Source organism: Novosphingobium sp. (assembly GCF_965228995.1).
Lineage (GTDB): Bacteria > Pseudomonadota > Alphaproteobacteria > Sphingomonadales > Sphingomonadaceae > Novosphingobium.
Genome location: NZ_OZ245852.1, coordinates 3,894,482 through 3,913,755 on the forward strand (window position 1 = coordinate 3,894,482; position 19,274 = coordinate 3,913,755).

Genomic DNA, 19,274 nt, shown 5'->3' on the forward strand with positions numbered 1-19,274 from the left:
CCGAAGACATTTCGAGACGCCCGCAGAGGCGCACGAAGGGATTGGAAAATGAGCACCTTTGATCTTGTCATCAAGAATGCCACCATCGTCGATGGCAGCCGGATGCCCCGCTTCTATGGCGATCTTGCCATCAAGCATGGCCGCATCGAACGAATCGGCGTCAATATTCCCACTGACCGCGCCGCACGGGTGATCGAGGCGGGCGGCAAGATCGTCGCCCCCGGCGTGATCGATATTCACACCCATTATGATGCGCAGTTGCACTGGGATCCGCTGTGCACCGGATCCAGCTGGCACGGCGCAACCACTGCCGTGCTCTCGAACTGCGGCTTCGGATTCGCGCCGTGCCGACCGCAGGATCGCGGCCGCTATATGCAGATGATGGAAAATACCGAGCAAATACCGACCAGTGCGATGGTCGCCGGGATGAACTGGGACTGGGAAAGCTTTCCGGACTGGATGGCGCATCTCGCTCGGCAGGCCAAGGGCGTCAACCTCGCCGCCTATGTCCCGCTCAACGCCCTGCTGCTCTATGTCGCGGGTAACAATTTCGCCAAGGGTCGCGCGCTATCGGCCACTGAAAAGGCCCGTGCACGCGATATCTTGCATCACTCGCTCGATGCCGGGGCGATTGGCTTTTCGATGATCCATCTGGGCACGACGAACAGCCACGTCGATTTCGATGGCTCGCCGATGCCCACCGATGTCATGGCCATCGAGGACGCGCATGTGCTGGCCGAAGTGCTGCGCGAGCGTGATCAGGGGATCATCCAGATCACCGCCGATACGGCAGGCGCCGCCGAAAACCGCCACGTTTCGGCCGAACTCGCCCGCATCGCGCGCCGCCCGGTGCTGCACAATGTCGTGTTTGCCAGCGGGTTGCACCCTGATCATCACCGCACGGTTCTGGGCTGGATCGACAAGACCGCAGCCGAAGGCGTGAACCTGTTCGGCCAAGGCGGCACATTCAGGGCCTGGCTGGAATTCAACGCGCTCGATTTCAATGGCTGGGATTCCGACCCGAACTGGTCGCGGCTCAGCACCGCCGGCGACCGCACGGACAAGCTGCGGCTGGTCGGCGACCCTGCATATCGCACAATGATGCGCCGCGAATACGACCCCAAGAAGCTCGGCGCGAGCGGATCGATCGAGAGCTTCGAACTGATCAACGCGCAAGGCGTCGTACCCTATGTCGCATTCGAAGGGCGAACCATGGGCGATATCTCGTCCACGCTGGGCCAGCATGTCGTCGATTTCTTCTTTGACCTGCTGATCGCCACGAACCTCGAGGCCGATTTCACCACCGGCGAAGTCATCAGCTACGATACCGACAGCGTTGCCGAAATTCTGGCCAATCCGCGGGTCCTGCCCGGCATTTCGGACAGCGGGGCGCACTCCAAGTTCTACAACGGGGCGCAATATCCCACCGATCTCATCACCTGGATGGTCAGGGATGAAGCCCGCCTCAGCCTTGAGGACGCGCATTACAAGCTGTCTGGCCTCCCCGCCCACGTGCTCAGCCTCGATCAGCGCGGACTGCTCAGGGAAGGGTATGCTGCCGATCTCTATATCTATGATTTTGACGCGCTCGATTACGTGCGCGGCCGGTATGATGTTCTCCACGACACGCCGGGAGGCCATTACCGCCGAGTGGTGCGCGCGCAGGGGATCAGCCACGTCATCGTCAATGGCGAGCTGATCCTTGAGAACACTGTTGCCACCGGCAATCTTCCGGGGCGGCTTGTCGCCAATGGCGGCGCGGCGCTAGATGCGCGGATCAACGCGCCCGCCGCGATGGCCGGGGCATGACCGCCTCCCCCCTCTTCCTCGACAGCTATCGCCTGCTCGGCCGCAGCGGGCTGCGGGTTTCCCCACTGGCTCTTGGCGCGATGACGTTTGGCAACGATCTCGGCTGGGGCTGCGAGAAGGCCGAGGCCCAGCAGATCTTCGACCATTACGTCGATTGCGGCGGCAATTTCATCGATACGGCAAATGTCTATACCGCCGGCACCAGTGAACGCATGGTTGGCGAGTTCGCCAAGGGACGGCGCCAGCGACTGGTGATCGGCACCAAGTATTCCAATTGCATGGACCCCGGCGATCCCAACTCGGCCGGCAACCATCGGAAATCGATGATCCAGTCGGTCGAAGCGAGCCTCAAGCGGCTCGGAACCGACTATGTCGACGTGTTCTATCTGCACGCCTGGGACGGGCGGACCGGCATCGAGGAAGTGGTCCGGGGCTTCGATGATCTCGTGCGGCAGGGCAAGGTTCTCTACCCCGCCTTGTCCGACATTCCGGCATGGCGGGCTGCGCAGTTGCAGTCCTATGCCGACCTCACCCGGCACGTGCCTTTCGTGGCAATTCAGCTGGAATACAGCCTGCTTGAACGCAGCGCCGAATGGGACCTGATGCCGATGGCGGCGGCCACGGGGTTGGCGATCATGCCGTGGTCACCGCTGGGCGGCGGGGTGCTGACCGGCAAGTACCGGCCCGAGGATGTTGCAGCAGACGGCGGCGCATTGAGCATCGTCGGCAAGACCCGGCGGGAATTGAACCTCGCCCAGGGCAAAGTCACCGAGCACGCGCTGGCCATCGCCGCGATCCTCAAAGCGATCGCGCAAGACTGCGAGACCACCCCGGCAGCGGTTGCGCTGGCATGGGTGCTGGCCCGCGAGGATGTCGCCGCACCCGTGCTGGGCGCGCGCACCGTCTCGCAGCTTGAGCAGAACCTCGCGGCGCTTTCGTTCACGCTTACCGCCGAGCAACGCACGCGGCTTGACGAGGCCAGCGCGATCCCGCCGCCATGGCCGCACAGCATGCTGCAGCTCGATTACCAGCAATGGCAGCTGGCCGGAGGCACACAAGTCGCAAAACGCTGAATTTCAAGCGCTTTAGCTCGCGATAGACGGGCGGCGCATTACTGAGGAGGGGAGTTTGATGAAGACCTGTCAAGGCCTGTTGCTGGGCTGCGCCTATGCCGCGCTCGCTTGCCCGTTATCCGCCATCGCGCAGACCGCGCCGACCGGCGTTCAGGCATCGCCAAATGATGCCACCACCGAGACAATCGCGGATATCGTGGTGACCGCGCGCAAAAAAGAAGAGCGGCTGCAGAACGTGCCGCTGGCCATCACTGCGCTGACCACGGCCAGCCTTGAATCTCGTTCGATCACGTCCTCGCTCGATCTGCAGCAAAGCGTCCCGAGCTTGCAGATCGGCCAGATTCCGAACGCGGCGCTGTCCTCGCTGCCTTCGATCCGCGGGCAGGTGCAGACGGAATCGCTGATTTCGGTCGATCCGTCGGTCGGCACGTATGTGAACAATGTCTATGTCGGGCGCACCGATGGCGCAGCGTTCAATCCGATCGACATCCAGCGCATCGAAGTGGTGAAAGGCCCACAAGGCACGCTCTTTGGCCGCAACACCACTGGCGGAGCGATCAGCGTCTTCACCAATCGGCCCGATCCGGAAGCGGGCCTTTCAGGATGGCTTGCGGGCGGTTACGGCACGTTTAATCGCGTCGACTTGTCCGGCGTGCTCAATGTCCCGCTGAGCGACACGCTGGCGGCGCGCTTTGTCGGCCAGTATGTCAACTCGGACGGCTATATCCGCGATATCATCGACGGAAAGACCCGCGACGGCCGCGACGACTGGCTTGGCCGCGCATCGCTGCGCTGGCAGCCGAGCAAGGACCTCGACGTCTTGGTCGTCTATGAGCACTATCGACCGCGCGTGCTCAATGGTCCGGCCTCCCGGCTGCGCGCATTCGATGCAACCAACCTTGCCGCACCCGGCGGGCCAATCGGTCTGGCCGCGCTGGAAACCTTCCTGCAGGGCACGGTCGGCCCGGTGCCCTTGCCGATTGGCGGATCTGGAGTCCGCCCCAACCCCGACATTGCCACGTACCTGAACACGGCCCGCGACCAGATCGCATCGGGTGAAGCCGGGTTCATCAACGGGCGCGTGCAAAGCGTGACGGCAAACATTGACTACAAGCTCGGCGACGGCGTCTCGGCCAAGCTCATCTACGGCTGGCGCAAATTCTCCGATGACCGGCAGTACGATCTCGATGGAACGCCGGCGCTGATCGTCAGCGCCTCGGCGCAATTCGGCGGCGAGCAGCACTCAGTGGAAGGCCAGCTTCTGGGCCAGGCCTTTGGTGAAAAGCTGGATTGGGTGACGGGCGCCTATTACTTCACCGAAACCGGATTCAACAACACCCAGAACTTCTTCCTGCCGCTGATCGCCGGGTTCAATCAGGCGGACAACAACGCTGCGGGCAGGAACAAGAGCTATGCCTTGTTCGCCCAAGGCACGTTCGAGCTGACCAGCCGGCTGCGACTGACAGGTGGCCTGCGCCACACGTGGGACGAAAAATCGATTGCGATCAGCAATTTCACGCTGGGCTTCAATAACCCCGCCGCGCCGGTGTTCATCCGCTGCGAAATTCCGCAGGGGATCGATGTCGATGGCCCCGATCCGGCCGGTCAGCCGGGATCGACGCAGTGCCTGGGCCGGCAAAGCCGCAAGTTCGGCTATTTCTCGTATCTTGCCTCGCTCGACTACCGGCTGGCCGACGACGTTCTGGGCTATGCCAAGATTTCGCAGGCCACCCGCGGCGGGGGCTTCAACGTGCGCGCGGGCAGGAACGGCGTGGATGCGGCGCCGTTCAATCCCGAAACCATTCGCGAGATCGAGGTGGGTCTGAAATCCACTCTGCTCGGCGGAAAGCTGCGCCTGAACCTCGCCGGTTTCTACACCAAGGGGAGCGATCTGCAGGTCACGCAGCAGATTGCCTCGGGCGGCAGCATTTCGACCCTGATCCAAAATGCCGCCAAGGCGACCTTCAAGGGCGTGGAAGTCGAGGCCACATGGCGGCCCACAAAGCGGCTGACGCTAGATGGCTCGCTCGCGACCCTTGCCGCGCACTACGATCGCTATCTCGACGGAGATGGTGTGACCGACCTCAGCAGCTCGCAGTTCCGCTTCACGTCCGATGCGCAGCTCTCGGAGGGCATCACCTATCGCATGCCCACCCGATTCGGCAGTCTCGCCTTCTTCGCCAACGGCTACCATGTGTTCAACTATCGTCCGGCGAGCGAGCCGCTGACCAAGGGCGGGCGCCAGATCGACTACACGATCGTCAATCTGCGCGCCGAGGCTGCCATTGGTCCGGTGACTTTGGCGATGCTGCTGAAGAACGCAACTGACGACCAGCATTCAGTCGCCGACTTCAACTTCCTGCGGCAGGCACTTGGCACATCGACCGAGAATGTCACCATCGGCCGCACCTGGGGTGCCGAAGTGAAGTGGCGGTTCTGATGGCTGCGTTCGGACACGATCCGGCGCAGTGGTATGGCGGGTCATTGGCGGATATCTACGCCGATGACCCGGCAGAACTGGCTACCCTGCAGCTCGGCGCCTTGGCGGCGCGGCTCACCAGCCTGCGGGACCATCTCCCCGCGCTTGGCCAGATGGCGGACATGGCCGGGATCAGCACGATCGATAGGCTCGGTGATGTCGTGCCGCTGCTGTTCGATCACGCGGTCTACAAATCCTATCCGGCGGCCCTGCTGACGCGCGGCCGGTTCGATGCGATGACCCGCTGGCTGGCGCGGCTGACAACAGTCGATCTGGGCGGCGTCGATCTGGGCGGCTGCACCACCATCGATGACTGGATCATCCGGCTGGAGCAGCAAACCGAGCTCACCTTGTGCCATTCCTCGGGCACCACCGGCACGATGTCGTTCCTGCCGTGGACGCAGCAGGAATATGCGCGGGCGGGTGCGCAACTACCCGTGCTCTACCTTGCCGAAGGCACGACGGGCGAAGCCGTTGATGTAATCTATCCATTCTACCGCAGCGGGGCCGGCTCGCAGATGCGCTGGAACGAGCAATACCTCAGCCAATTCTGCAAGGGCGACGAAGCGCGGTTTCACGCGCTCTATCCCGGGCGCGCCAGTGCGGACCTGCTGAGCCTGGCTGGCCGCCTGCAGAATGCCCGAACACTCGGGCAGACCCCACCGCCGATCCCCGGCGCCCTGCAGACACGGTTTGCCGACTTCCTGCGCGCCCGCGCCAATGGCGCGGCCGAGACCGACCGGTTTCTGGCAGCAACCATCGAGAGCCTGCGCGGCAAGCGGGTCTTCATGGCGGCGCCGTGGACCTATTTGCATCCACTCGCCGTTGCGGGCTTGCAGCGGGGCGAGCGGGCGGTCTTCGACCCCGGCTCGATCATCCTGACCGGTGGCGGTGCCAAAGGGATGAAACCGCCTGATGGCTGGGAAGAGCAGGTCTGCGCCTTTGCCGGGGTTGACCGCCTATCGAAAGGCTATGCGATGTCGGAGCTCAGCGCGATCTTTCCGATGTGCGCGCTAGGGCACTACCATGTGCCGCCCTGGATCATCCCGTTCGTGCTCGATCCGCGCACGGGCAAGCCGCTAACCGGCCCCGCTGAAACCGGTCAGGCCGCGTTCTTCGATCTGTTGCCTGACACACGCTGGGGCGGCTTCACGACCGGCGACAAGATCACGCTGTACCGCGGGCAGGATTGCGGCTGCGGCAAGCGCGGCGCGTATCTGGATGCGGCGATAGACCGGCTGGGAGCCGGTGACGGGGGCGACGACAAGATCACCTGCGCTGCAACGGTGGCCGCCTATGAGGATATTGCCGACACGGGCGCCCCAATATGGGAGAGCGGCCATGCACACTGAAGCCCTGCCTGTTGTCCCCATGCTGGTGCGCGGATCGCTCGTGGCCGACGATCTCGTGACATTCGATGGCCGCGGCGGCGGTATATCGTTTCGCGCGCCGGACCCGCGCCACCATGCCGCGCGGCTGCCGCTGACCGATCCTGGCCGGATGATGGACCTGCTCGCGCTGCGGTTTGACGATGTGCTCGATTATCTGGAGGAACTCGGCGAAAGACTGGACGTCACGCGCAATCCCCTGCTCGCGCAGGCCCTTGAGGCCAGCTATGCCACCGCGCCGACCACGCCGCCGCTGATGCGCGCATCCTATGCGGCATTGCCGGGACTGTTCCGTCGCAGTGCCGTGCAGGAAATGGCCGAGCGGCTGGTCGGGGTCGATTATCTCGAAGGGTGGGTCCGCTCGCGGCTCGAAGATGGCCGCGAGGTGGGCATCAGGGCCTTCGGCGCGCGCGCGGTGCATGTCGTGGCTGGCAACTCGCCTTTGCTCTCGGCGATCACGATCATCCGCAATGCGGTGGTTCGTGGCGATGCCATCATCAAAAGTCCGTCGAACGATCCCTTCACCGCACTGGCGATCGGGCGGACAATGGCCGAAATGGCGCCCGACCATCCCCTCACCCGGCACCTTAGCGTGGCTTACTGGAAGGGGGGGGACAGCGCGGTCGAGGAGCAGGTCTACTCCCCGTCTGCGATCGAAAAGATCGTAGCCTGGGGCGGGCTCGCCTCGATCACGCACATCGTGCGTTATATCCAGCCCGGCATCGAACTGGTGACGCTCGACCCCAAGCGCAGCATGAGCATCGTCGGCGCTGAAGCTTTCGCCAGCGATGAGGCGATGGCCGATGCGGCCGTGAGGCTGGCCACGGATATCGGCGCGGTCAATCAGGAGGGCTGCGTCAACGCGCGCACCGTCTATCTGCTGTGCGGCACCGATGCGGCTGGCATTGCGCAGGCCCGACGGTTCGGTGCAGCCGTCCATGCCGCGATGCTCGCGCTGCCGGAGCACATCAGCACGCCGCCCAAGCACGGCATCGCGCGCCCCTTGCGCGCGCGGATCGATGCGCTGCGCATCGATCCCGAATGGTATGACGTGATCGGCGGCAAAGACGAGGAAGGCGCGATCATCGTTTCCTTGCTCGACGAACCAGTCGACTTTGCGCCGATGCTCGCCAACCGCTGCGCCAATCTCGTGCCAGTGGACACGCTGGACCACATCGCCTGCAAGGTCGATGCCTTCACGCAGACGGTCGGAGTTTACCCCGATGCCTTGCTGGAGACAATCGCCGACCGTTTTGCCCTTCACGGTGCGCAGCGGCTGGTGTCGCTGGGTTATGCCGCGCACGGCAGCTTCGCCATTCCGCAGGACGCGACCGAACCGCTGCGCCGCATGTGCCGGTGGGTCACCCGCGAAATCTGTGAGCCCGATGCCATTGCTCCGCTGTGGCAGACCGCCGGGAGCCCAGCCGCATGATCGAACTTTATGCGCTTTCGCTCGGCATGGCCGAGATCCACCGCTTCGATGCCGAGACCGGCGCCGCGCTCGGCGTGCAGATCGATGTGGGCAAGGACGGTGTGCAATCGCCCGATGGGCTCGCGATCACGCAGGAAGGCCTGATCATCGTGTCCGGGTACCACAGCGACACCATAGTCGCCTACCATCCGGATGGCACCTTCGCCCGGGTCGTCTGCCCGGCCATCCGCCGCCCGACCACCGGGCTGGTGGATCGCGACGGATTCCTGCTGGTCGGCGGGTTTGGCGAGGAAGGCGAAAGCCAGGGTGCCGAGGGCCGCGATGCGGCGGCGCGCGCCGCGCGCTGTCAGGGGCCGCATGCCTGCACGATCGCCCGCTTCGATCCGCGCACCGGAGAGTTCTGCGGCACTTTTGCGCAGGGCGGCGGGCTCAACGGGCCCGATGGCGTGCACTATGGTCCCGATGGCAACCTCTATGTGAGCAGCTTTCGCGGCGATCAGGTCCTGCGCTTTGATGGCGCGACGGGCGCGTTCATCGACGTGTTCGCCGAGCATCCCGAATTGGACGGCGCTTCCGGCTTGCTCTTCGTTCCCGATGGGCGGCTGCTGATCTGCAGCTGGTATACCGGCCAGATCCTGTCCTTCGATGCGCATTCCGGCGCGTTCCTCGGCCAGTTCGGATCTGGCCAAATCGAGTGGCCCAATAGGTTGGCGCTCGGGCCTGACGGCACGCTGTTCGTCGCGAGCCTCGCGACCAACAGCATTGCGCGCTTTTCCCTGTCCGGCGAACCGCTTGGCCAGTTTGCGGAAATCCCCCACCCGACCGATCTGGTCTTTGTTCACCCGGTTAACGGCGTGATGGTGCCGATCTAGCCTGTGGGGTCCAGCTGGCGCAGGGCCTGCTTCGTCACTTTGCCGTTGGCGTTGCGCGGCAAGGCTTCGGGCATGACGGTGAGGTAGTCAGGCGCCTTGTAGTCAGCGAGCAGCGACGCGACGTGGGCGCGCGCATCGGCCAGTGCGAACAGCGCGCCCTCCGCAAGAACGACCACGGCGTGGATGCGTTCTCCCAGCACTGAGCAAGGCACAGGGACGATTGCTGCCTCCACAACCGCCGGATGCGCCGAGAGCGCCTGTTCCACTTCGACGCTGTAGATCTTGTAGCCACCGCGATTGACAAGGTCCTTGGCACGGTCGTGCAGATAGACGAAGCCGTCCGCATCGATCATGCCGATATCACCCGAGCGCCAGAACCCGTCGACAAATTCGCGCGCGGTCGCGTCCGGATTATTCCAATAGCCGGGGGAAACCTGCGGGCCGGCGAGCGACAATTCGCCAGGTTCACCCGGCGCGCAGATGCGGCCTGCGGGATCGACCACCTGCACCGTGCCGCAGACCACCGGCCGTCCGACACTGGTCAGCCTGGCTGCAGTCGCCTCGGCCGGCATAATCGTTGCCGGAGAACAGGTTTCGGTGGCGCCGTAGACATTCGAAAACGCCAGCGCGGGGTACTGGGCAGCGAACGCTTCCAGCGTGGCCGGAGGCATCGGCGCGCCGCCGAACCCGGCGATGCGCCATGCCTGCAACTCTGCTGAGGCAAAGCCGGGCGCGCGCAGGCACAAGGCATACATGGCCGGAACCATGATCGTGTGGGTCATGCGCTCTGCACTCGCCACGGCGAGGAAGCGGTCGGCGCGGAACTGATCGAGCACGATAATGCAGCCGCCCGTCGCCAGCATCGTGGCGATGATCGCGACCAGCCCGGTCACGTGGCTGGCCGGCACTGCGAGGCAGCTGCGCTCTGCGCTGCCAAGCTGCAAACCGACCTGATAATGCAGGCAGCTGTGCACGATGTTGCAATGGGTCAACACCACCCCCTTGGCCACGCCGGTCGTGCCGGAGGTGAACAGGATGACCGCCGCTGCATCCTCATCGGTGCTGACCCGCGCTGGGCAACCGGCCGGGGAGCCGGCGATTGTCTCGACCGATGCGATCAGTATCTCCGGACAGGTCGCTTCCAGACGTTCGGTCTGCTGCGCATCACAAAACACCGCACGGGCGCCAGACGTGTGCAGCGCATGCGCAAGTTCGCTGGCGCCTTCGCGCGTGTTGATCGGCACTGCGATACCGCCAATCCACCAGATGGCGAGCAGTGCCGCAATGTAGTCGTCACGGTTGGCCATGACGATGGCCACGCGGTCCGCCCGGACAATGCCGTGCTCCGCCAAGTAGGCCGCGAGCTGCTGCGACCGCGCCTTCAGACCGGCATAGGAAACACGCACCGGTCCATCGACAATCGCTTCGCTTTCACCGCGCTGGTCGACTGTCTGCTCGACCACGTCCCACAAGCTGGCTGGGCGATTGCCGAAGACGCGCACCATCCGCCCGTGGTGGCATTCGGGCCCGCTGACCGACCAGTCGATCATGCCGCTTGGGCCGCGATATCACCTGCGGCCACGGCGGAGCGAAGGGCATGAGGTGTGCCGTACCGGGCCCAGCACATCATGGCATGCTTCAGCCAGATCTGGAGGTCGCACTCCCATGAAAAGCCAATTGCTCCATGCAGCACAACGCAGCGGCGGATGACCGTGACGGCGGCCTCGGTAATGTGCGCCTTGGCGATGCGGGCGACGCGCGCGGCGCTTGCATCCGCTTCATCGAGCAGCGTGGCGGCATACCACAGGAGTGAGCGGGCGGATTCGAGCAGCGCGACCTGATCGGCAAGGTCGTGCCGCACGGCCTGAAATGCGGACAAAGGCTGGCCGAACTGGCGCCGGTCGGTCGTATAGCCGATCGTGCGCTCGATCGCCGCCGACGCCGCACCGAGCGCCGATGCCGCAATCAGGACCATGGCGCCCGACTGCGCGGCCATCAACGAGGACTTATCGACGGTGAGGCGTTGTGCCGGGCTGGCTTCGAATTGCGCCGTGAACAGGGGTATCATCCCATCGATGCCGACCCGGGGCGAAAGGGTGACCCTGCGCGGATCGCGTTCAGCCAGTGCCGCAAAGTCTTGGCCGATGACCAGCAGGTAATCGGCTTGCGCCGCGAAGGCGACCTGCCGCTTCGTTCCGGTCAGGCCCCGGTCTGTCAGGTCGATGGCAAATCGCGCGGGCTCCCAGCCGCCCGCTTCAGCTGCGGCCAGAGCGATACTGGTGTCCCCAGCAATGGCCGACGCGAGCAACGCGTTAACTGAGGCACCGCTTGCCGCTAGGATCGCAGTGGCGACCAGCTGATCGACCACCGGAACTGGCACCGCGCCATGCCCGACAGCTTCCGCCAACAGCGCCGCCTCCAGCCAGCCAAGGCCCGCGCCTCCTGGCTTTTCCGGCGCGAGAATGCCCAGCAGGCCGCCTTGGGCCAATGCCTGCCAGGCCGCCTCGAGCCGTTGCCCGGCCCGCAAAGCGGATCGTACGGCCGCCATGTCCGCGCTGCGCGTCAGCGCCGTGCGCGCCGCGTCCTCCAGCATGACCTGCTCATCCGAAAGCGCGAAATCCATGCCTGTTCAGCCCCTGCCCAACCCAAGCCCACGCCGCGCAATCACATCGCGCTGGACATTGGAACTGCCGCCAGCAATCGCATAGGCCATCGACCAATACCAATCGCGCACCCAGTAACCGGTTTTGGTCTCGACGCCCGCGCCCCACGGATCGTCGCTGGCGCCGAGAAGGTCATCGGCCAGAACGTCGCCTGCCACCTCCGAAATCCGGCTCATGACATCGGTCGCGTAGAGCTTCGCGACATGGTCGATCAGCGCCGAGGGCGCATCCTGCTGGGTAGCAGTCAGCCGCCGCAAGGTGGACGCCCGGTGCGCGAGGACATGGCCCTCCACTTCGACCAGACGCGCGCGCAAGGCGGCGTCGTCCGCCAGCGTACTCCGGAGCACCAAGTGCTGCAGCCGCGCGAAGCGGCCATCGATGAAATCCCCGATCCAGCCCCGTTCGGTGCGCAGCAGCAGATTGGCGACGCGCCACCCATCACCCCGCGCGCCAACAATGGACGCGGCGGGAACGCGCACGCCATCAAGAAACACCTCGCAGTATTCATGCTCGCAGGTCATTTGCCGGATCGGCCTGACCTCCACCCCCGGTGCGCGCAGATCGATCAGCAGAAAGCTGATGGCCTGATGGCTTGGCGCTTCCGCTTCGGTGCGAACAAGCGCGAACATGTAGTGCGCCCGCTCCGCGTGGGTTGTCCAGATCTTCTGGCCGGTAATCACCCAGTGATCCCCATCGAGAACGGCGCGGGTGCGCAGCGAGGCCAGATCGCTGCCGGAACCTGGTTCGCTGAACCCCTGCGCCCAGATTGCCTCGCCCGTCAGCGCCGGAACACAGTAGCGTACCTGCTGCTCGGTCGTACCAGCCGCGAGCAAGGTCGGCACCAGCATCTGCACGCCCGTCCCGGCGGGCCGCGCCGGTGCCCCCGCCGCTTCGCACACCGCCAGCCACGCGCGTTCGATCTCGGGATCGAACGGCGCGCCGAGGCCGCCGCAATGAACTGGGAGCGAGCGGTGCGCCAGACCGGCGTCGATAGCGCCTTTACGGAACGCGATGGCGCTGGCCTCGCAGTGCGAGCCGCGCCGGGTCCAGTTGGCCTCGACAAATGCCTGCGCGCGCTGGCGAAAGGCCATCACGTCGGCACCGGGAGAGACCTTCATGGCTGGCCGACCGCGGTCTGCGGCAGTCCGAACAGGCGCCGGGCGTTGCCCCACAGGAAATCAGGCCAGACATCATCCTTCAGGCCGATCCGGGGCAGTTCGGCAAAAATCCGGTCCAGCGTGAGCCCCACCGGAAAGTACCCGGCATAGAGCACCTTGTTGCGCCCCCGGCTGTTCGCGAAATCGATGATGGCCGAAGGATAGCGCTTGGGCGCGAACCCGCTGGTCGAATAATGGAGGTTCGGCCATTTGAGCATCAGTTTCACGGCCAGATCCTCCCATGGTTCAGCACCGTGGCGCATCACGATCTGCAAGTCCGGAAAGAACCAGCACACCTCGTCAAGGCGATCGACCGTCTGCGCCGCCATGGGCACGCGCGGTCCGGGCACGCCAACGGTCACGAATATCGGCAGGCCGAGTTCCACGCATTTGGCGTAGATCGGATAGAAGCGTCGATCGTCGATCGGCACGGGCGGAGAATAGACCGAGGGCATGGCGCTCACCGCATCGACAACGCCGGCGGCATGAGCGGCCACCAGCTCGCGAACACCGTCCATCCCCGTGTTCGGATCGACATCGAAGCTGCCCATGAACCGGCCCGGATGTGCACGGCGCGCGGCCCGGCCCGGCCCATCGGACGCGGTCACGTCGATCAGCGCACGCGCGATGCCGAACCGGGCCATTTCGGCCAGCACGAAATCGACCGGGGGCTGATCGGCTGGCGGCTTTGGTGCATCCTTGAACAGGTAGGCGACGGGCAGGCTATCGGCATCGCCGCGATGGGCGCCGCGCAAACCGGCCCGCACAAAGCCGTAGGGATCCTCTCCGCCAGGAATGCTCATCATCAGATCGATGATCGGACCCCGCAGATAGCCGGGCAATGCAGCTGCTCCGGTCATGCAATCAGGCGGAAATGCCCAGCAGATCGCGCGCGTTGCCGCCCATGATCCGCGCCTGGGTCTCGATCGGCATATGCGCGATGTCGTTCTTGTATTCGAGCGGATCGGCAAGGCCTTCCGAATGGGGATAATCAGAGCCGAACAGCACCTGATCATAGCCGATCACCGCGGCAAGCGCGTCGAAATCCTCCTCGAAATAAGGGGAGACGAAAACGTGGCGCTTGAAGATCTCGCTCGGCTTGCCCTTCACATAGCCGCCAGGCCAGGGACCGTTGCGGCCCATGCCCTTCATCTTGTCCATCGCCTTGACGATATAATTGACCCAGAGGCTGCCGTTTTCGACCGAGAAGACTTTGACGTTTGGAAATTTACCGAACAGGTTCATATAGATCATCGATGATACGGTATCCATGATCGGGCGATCACCAAAGAAATTGGTCCACTGGAACGCCGACTGTTCATGCGAGGTAGGGTTCGCCTGTTCACCCCAGGCAGTGGAGAACAGTTCGTTGTAGCCCGATTCCGAGATGTGGAGCGCCACCGGCACTTTGGCCTCGTTGAGCCGGGCCCAGAACGGATCGAACGCCGGATCAGCCGGTGAACGGTTGCCTTGGGGGCCGGGCATCAGATGAATAGCCTTCGCCCCGAGCGCCAGCACGCGGTCGAGTTCGGCGACAGCGAGGTCCACATCTAGGAGCGACAGCAGCGGCACCGCATAAATGCGGTTCTTGTAAGCATAGCCCCAGTCTTCTTCGAGCCACTTGTTGAAGCTGGAGACGTTGGCAAACGTCTGCACCGGATCGTGGCGCATGAAGTGCTCGATCGTTACTGCCAGCGTGGGGAACATCAGGCATCCTTCGATACCCTGCTGATCGAGCACGGCGAGGCGGCGGTCGCGGTCGGCCACGAATTCCGGCGGCGGCGGCAGCTTGTCACCCCCGCCCTCGAGCGCGTGGATGCCCTGCCGCAGCATTTCTGCAAGGTTCCCGGGCTTCTCGACGAAGCTAAAGGTAGGGTCTTTGACGAAAGTGTAAGGCCGATCGCCCACGAACAATTTGCGTCCGTCAGGCAGATCTCGCCAGTGCACGGCTAGTTCGCGAAATCTGGGTTCCATGTGCCGCGTGAAGCAATCTGCAGGCTCGTAATAGTGGGTGTCGATATCGAACACCGGGTATGCAGCACCAGATTCCATCGCGAGCGCTCCAAAAATGGTCAATACATTGACTATTATATTGCTCTACAACGCAGTCAAGCGATTCCTGAGCCATGGGCGCTGCCCACTTGGCGGAATTGCAATCTGACGGGCTTGGATACGCTTCCATTCGCGCAACGGCTGCAAAGTGGCCCTTAGATCGAGCCAACTAGGCTAAGACACTGTGGCTCGTTCCCAAGCTCCCCGGTCAGGATGTGAGACGCCACAGCAGACGGCCAGCACGATATTTATCGTCGAGCGCGTCCCAAAAGGGCGTGGAGCGATGCTGGCTTCGGGCAAGGCGGCGCTGTGCATCCCGTTCCCAGCTGTGCTTTCCCCGGGCAGCATCGCGATGATCGTCGCCAGTGTGCGGTTGAAGCGCCGCTTGCCAGCTTCCCCAATGGGCTAGGAACGCGGGTGGTCTCGGAATCATCTGACGTTGCCGATGAGTAGGACATCGCGGCGGCTTTGATTAAAGGCCATGATACCGCGATTGGCGGCGCGATCGTGATTCGCAAATTGTAGCGATCCGGAAGGCCTCGTGAGCTACTTCTCCAATCGGCAATAGCCGGAAGTCACCGTGTCGATGAAGGCCACCTCCACCGGCGCCATGTCAAACCTGACGTAACTGTAATAACTTGGCCCGCCAGCGGTTAGCGAGGGGATCACATCGAAGCAAATTACCAAGGCCGCCTCCGATTGCGCACGATGCGCCGCGCCCTGCCGGACTTGCCATATTCCGTCAGGAGCCATTTCCAGTTTCGGAGTTGGTAGTTGACGAACTGGCTGAAACTGTCGGCCTGGTCGTCATAGCGGCCGCTCGGAAAAGCTTTCAACTCCGAACGGAAGGCTGCCAACCATGGTGCGTCGACCGGCAGCAGCAGATGCCCAGCCTCGACCTCGGCGAGGCAGCCGTTGAAACGCTCCTCCTTAGAGGCGATGGCTGGGATCATTTTCGGTAAGAATGGACCGGACGCACGCAATTCCTGCCACAGCGATTTGCCGGCACCGGCATCTTCGATCAGCACGGCATCGGCCTGCCATATGTGCTGCTGGCGAATGACCGCACGCTTCAAATCCGGGAACTCGAGACGCTCGCGCAGCACGTCGATAAGATACCATTTGCTTTTCTTGCGCTCGAATCCCCAGGTCGTGCAAACGGAGTAGTCGCTGGTTGGCGCTGCCGTCATGCCGGTATCCCAACTTTGGATCACCTTGAGAAATTTGTGACGCTCCGGCGCTTCGGAATACTTGCCGAACCACTCCATGCGAATGAGGTTGCCTTCGGGCGCCACGGGGTCTTGCTGATACTGCGCAGCAAAATTGGCCGCCCCAAGATCGCGGCGGATCTGGTCGAGTACGGCCTGCGGTTCACGATCCGGATTGAGCAGATCACCGACCTTGCGATGATGGAATTCGCCGCCGCCAATCGCGATCAACTCATCCTTCTCCGCGATCGAAGGCAGGTTGAGATGGGGATAGCCCTTTTCCAGCATATGCGCTGGCAAATCGTCTTCGTGCAGCCGCTGCTGGATCGATATGATGATGCCGGTCGCCTTGCTGTTCAGCCGGGTGATCAGGGTGTTGTCATACCATGCACGAACCTCGTCGCGCACAGCCTGACTTCTCGCCTCGTCAGCCTTCATGCAATCGTCGACGATGATCACATCGGCACCGAAACCGGTTATCGACCCCCCGACGGATACGGCTTTGCGCCCACCGCCAGCCGTGGTGATGAGTTCGTTGGCGCGATTGCCCCGGTCGCTGATCCGAGTGCCCGGAAAATCCTCCTGGTACCATTCGCTCTCCATAATTGTGCGTGTCAGATTGGAATGGAGCCGCGCGAGATCCTGACTGTAGCTGGCGACCATGATCCTCAACGCTGGATCATGGCCTAGGAGCCACGCCGTAAATGCGACAGCTGCGGTGATCGACTTCAAGTGTCTCGGCGGAACGGTGATCACGAGGCGCCGATTACCTTCATCACCCAAGCTGGTGAGGGCATGGCATATGGCCATGATGTACCACTGCCGGACGAGCGCGGGTTCTCCGGGATGGAGGGTCTCGAAGCTCTTCATCACGAAGGCCGAAAAATCGGATCGCCGCAGGATAGATAACAACCGTCTCGCTTGGTGGGTCATGACCGCACTCCCTGCTTGCGAAGGATCATGGCCTCGTATTCAGCGAGCATTGCCTCGTCGGTTGCCGTCAGAGTTTCTGGGACGTCGGTGGAGTCTCGGGTTGGCTGATCGGGAACCGCGCTGGCGTAGAGATTGATCAGTTGGTTCAGGGCGCGGGCATTGCCCTTCAACGCCTGTTCCATGAGCTTGTGGAACACCGCTTGGATGCGGCTCATCCGGACCTCGCCAGCGGCTGTGCGAACCGAGACTTTGGGCAGCAGCAATTCGCGCGTGATTGTCTTGACCCCTTTGGCAGCTTTGGGACGGCCTCTGGGATTCCCTGATTGCCCAGGCTTGAACTGGCTTTGCTTGGGCGGCTTTCGATATCCGACCTCGTATGCAGGCTCGGCGGCAGAGGCTGCGGCATGCACGGCCGGAGCATAATCTTCCCCATCCTGACGTCGGCGCTGGCGTGCGGCAGGCGAGGATGGCGAGGCGGTCGGTTTGGCTGCGACCGGTGTGCGAGCATCCACACCTGAAGGAGCCTGCGGGACTATCGGGCGAATTGGCATGGGGCATGTCCTAAAATAGCAGCGTCGGCCCCGGAGCAGTCAGCATCCGGGGCCGATCAATCAGTCTTGATCGGGGGTGTCGGCGGCGCGGCGCGCCGCGACCTCTGCGAAGGTTTCGCCGGTCTCGGCGAGCACCGCGGTTTTGCCGGTCATGGTCTGCCAGCGGCGGATAGCGACATCAATGTAGCCGGGCTCGATATCAATACCGCATGCGATCCGCTTGGTGCGCTCGGCAGCGAGGATTGTCGTGCCCGAGCCCATGAAGCCATCAAGCACGACATCGCCAGGCTTGGTGACATCGCGGATGGCATCGGCGACCATGGCCACCGGCTTGACGGTCGGATGGTCGCCGAGGTCCTCCATTCGGGTGGCCCCGAAGCTGTTGACGCCGGCGTAGTCCCAGACATTTGTGCGGTAGCGCCCGTGTCGGCCGAGTTCGACATTGTTGGTGTGCGGTGCCGAGCCCTTTTTGGCGATCACCACAAGTTCGTGCTTGGAGCGGTACAGCGACCCCATGCCGCCATTGTTTTTGTTCCACACGCACAGGTTGATAGTCGTCAGGGCGCAAGCGTCCACTGCGGCGAAGAGTTCGCGAAGGTGACGCCAATCCATGCAGAGGGCACATACCGCACCATCGCGCAGATGAGCAGCCATGCGCGCAATCGCATCGGTCAGGAATTTCGTGAACTCGGTCTTGGACATTTCGCCAGACGCCATGGCGAATTCAGCGTGCTGAACTTTACCGAGGCCGCAGACATGGCCTCTCACCTTCACGTTATAAGGTGCATCTGAGAAGACCATTGCCCCTGTCCGGCCATCGAGCACTTTTTCCCAGGCGAGGTTATCAAGCGACGACCCGCACAGGAGACGGTGCTGACCAAGGTGCCACAGATCCCCAGCACGAGAGACGGGGTCTTCCGGGATGGAAAATACCGCGTCTGCAGGGTCAGCACTCTTGGGAGCCGATTTAACCCCGGCCAGGAGAACATCGATTTCCGCGGTATCGAAACCGAACCCCTCGATCTCAATCTCGCCAAGATCGATGATCGCGGCGATTTCGACCGCGAGCATTTCATCATCCCAGGTAGATAGCGTCGCCAGCTTATTGTCTGCGATCCGGTACGCCCGGATCTGAGCCTTGCTCCATTGATCGGGAACAAGAACTGGTATTTCGCTCATACCTAGCCGGCGAGCGGCCTCCACGCGGGCCTCGCCGGCGATAATGATGCCGTCGGTATCGGCGAGCACCGGGATGGTGAAGCCGAATTCGCGCATCGCCGTCATCAGCTTGATGATCTGCTTTTCGGGATGTTTGCGCGGATTATCTTTGTAGGCGCTCAGGTCCCCAATCGGTTTGTACTGGATCGGCCCGAAGCGCTGTTCAAGCACGGCAAGTTGATTGGTTATCCGCCCGGTTCCTGGTTTTGGGCGAGGTTTCTTAGTCATAGACACTTCCTCTGCTGCTTCGGCAAGGAAGTGGGATGGGCAGATCAGGCAAAAGCCGGACAACTGCCATCCCGCCTCGCTTGCGCGTTGCGGTATGGTTCAAGTTGTCCCTTGCTGCTGCCGGCCCACAAAGGGCCTGAATCTGCGTCGGGGATGACCATAATATAGCCGGTCATATGCTTTCACACAATGCGAAAGCGAAGTAAGAGAT

Annotated in this window: 14 protein-coding genes; 6 read left to right on the forward strand and 8 right to left on the reverse strand. The window is 63.1% G+C overall.

Going from position 1 to position 19,274, the window contains the following annotated elements:
* Window positions 1-48: 48 nt before the first annotated feature.
* Genes ACO056_RS17765 through ACO056_RS17790 form a run of 6 tightly spaced genes read left to right on the forward strand, consistent with a single transcriptional unit; the run spans window position 49 to window position 9,053 of the window.
* Window positions 49-1,809, forward strand: coding sequence for an N-acyl-D-amino-acid deacylase family protein (locus ACO056_RS17765; RefSeq protein WP_421849356.1), 1,761 nt, complete (start codon window positions 49-51; stop codon window positions 1,807-1,809).
* Window positions 1,806-2,882 carry an aldo/keto reductase gene (locus ACO056_RS17770; RefSeq protein WP_421849359.1) on the forward strand — a complete coding sequence of 359 codons (1,077 nt, stop codon included), beginning with the start codon at window positions 1,806-1,808 and terminating at the stop codon, window positions 2,880-2,882. Before ACO056_RS17765 ends, ACO056_RS17770 begins: the two co-directional genes overlap by 4 nt.
* 58 nt (window positions 2,883-2,940) lie before the next feature.
* Entirely contained in the window at window positions 2,941-5,322 is a 2,382-nt protein-coding gene (locus ACO056_RS17775) for a TonB-dependent receptor (RefSeq protein ID WP_421849362.1), read from the forward strand.
* The gene (locus ACO056_RS17780; protein WP_421849365.1) at window positions 5,322-6,713 is read left to right on the forward strand and encodes a hypothetical protein; all 1,392 of its coding nucleotides are present in this window, start codon (window positions 5,322-5,324) and stop codon (window positions 6,711-6,713) included. Before ACO056_RS17775 ends, ACO056_RS17780 begins: the two co-directional genes overlap by 1 nt.
* Window positions 6,703-8,181 carry an acyl-CoA reductase gene (locus ACO056_RS17785; RefSeq protein WP_421849368.1) on the forward strand — a complete coding sequence of 493 codons (1,479 nt, stop codon included), beginning with the start codon at window positions 6,703-6,705 and terminating at the stop codon, window positions 8,179-8,181. Before ACO056_RS17780 ends, ACO056_RS17785 begins: the two co-directional genes overlap by 11 nt.
* Window positions 8,178-9,053 carry a hypothetical protein gene (locus ACO056_RS17790; protein WP_421849371.1) on the forward strand — a complete coding sequence of 292 codons (876 nt, stop codon included), beginning with the start codon at window positions 8,178-8,180 and terminating at the stop codon, window positions 9,051-9,053. The genes ACO056_RS17785 and ACO056_RS17790 overlap by 4 nt, the downstream gene beginning before the upstream one ends.
* Here the strand turns inward: ACO056_RS17790 and ACO056_RS17795 are convergent.
* The 8 genes from ACO056_RS17795 to ACO056_RS17830 form a co-directional block, all read right to left on the reverse strand.
* Window positions 9,050-10,603, reverse strand: coding sequence for a class I adenylate-forming enzyme family protein (locus ACO056_RS17795; protein ID WP_421849374.1), 1,554 nt, complete (start codon window positions 10,601-10,603; stop codon window positions 9,050-9,052). The two genes, ACO056_RS17790 and ACO056_RS17795, sit on opposite strands and share 4 nt — an antisense overlap.
* Window positions 10,600-11,676 carry an acyl-CoA dehydrogenase family protein gene (locus tag ACO056_RS17800; RefSeq protein ID WP_421849377.1) on the reverse strand — a complete coding sequence of 359 codons (1,077 nt, stop codon included), beginning with the start codon at window positions 11,674-11,676 and terminating at the stop codon, window positions 10,600-10,602. The genes ACO056_RS17795 and ACO056_RS17800 overlap by 4 nt, the downstream gene beginning before the upstream one ends.
* Window positions 11,677-11,682: 6 nt before the next feature.
* Window positions 11,683-12,834 carry an acyl-CoA dehydrogenase family protein gene (locus tag ACO056_RS17805; RefSeq protein ID WP_421849380.1) on the reverse strand — a complete coding sequence of 384 codons (1,152 nt, stop codon included), beginning with the start codon at window positions 12,832-12,834 and terminating at the stop codon, window positions 11,683-11,685.
* Complete coding sequence (locus ACO056_RS17810) at window positions 12,831-13,733, reverse strand: amidohydrolase family protein (RefSeq protein ID WP_421849383.1); 903 nt, start codon at window positions 13,731-13,733, stop codon at window positions 12,831-12,833. The genes ACO056_RS17805 and ACO056_RS17810 overlap by 4 nt, the downstream gene beginning before the upstream one ends.
* 4 nt (window positions 13,734-13,737) lie before the next feature.
* A complete protein-coding gene (locus tag ACO056_RS17815) occupies window positions 13,738-14,925 on the reverse strand; it encodes an amidohydrolase family protein (protein ID WP_421849386.1) in 1,188 nt (395 codons plus the stop codon).
* 680 nt (window positions 14,926-15,605) lie between these two features.
* Window positions 15,606-17,066 (reverse strand): phage terminase large subunit, encoded by a 1,461-nt coding sequence (gene terL, locus ACO056_RS17820; protein ID WP_421849388.1) that lies wholly within the window; start codon window positions 17,064-17,066, stop codon window positions 15,606-15,608.
* A complete protein-coding gene (locus ACO056_RS17825) occupies window positions 17,063-17,617 on the reverse strand; it encodes a DUF5681 domain-containing protein (protein ID WP_421849391.1) in 555 nt (184 codons plus the stop codon). Before ACO056_RS17825 ends, terL begins: the two co-directional genes overlap by 4 nt.
* 60 nt (window positions 17,618-17,677) lie before the next feature.
* Window positions 17,678-19,063 carry a site-specific DNA-methyltransferase gene (locus ACO056_RS17830; RefSeq protein WP_421849394.1) on the reverse strand — a complete coding sequence of 462 codons (1,386 nt, stop codon included), beginning with the start codon at window positions 19,061-19,063 and terminating at the stop codon, window positions 17,678-17,680.
* Window positions 19,064-19,274 lie beyond the last annotated feature (211 nt).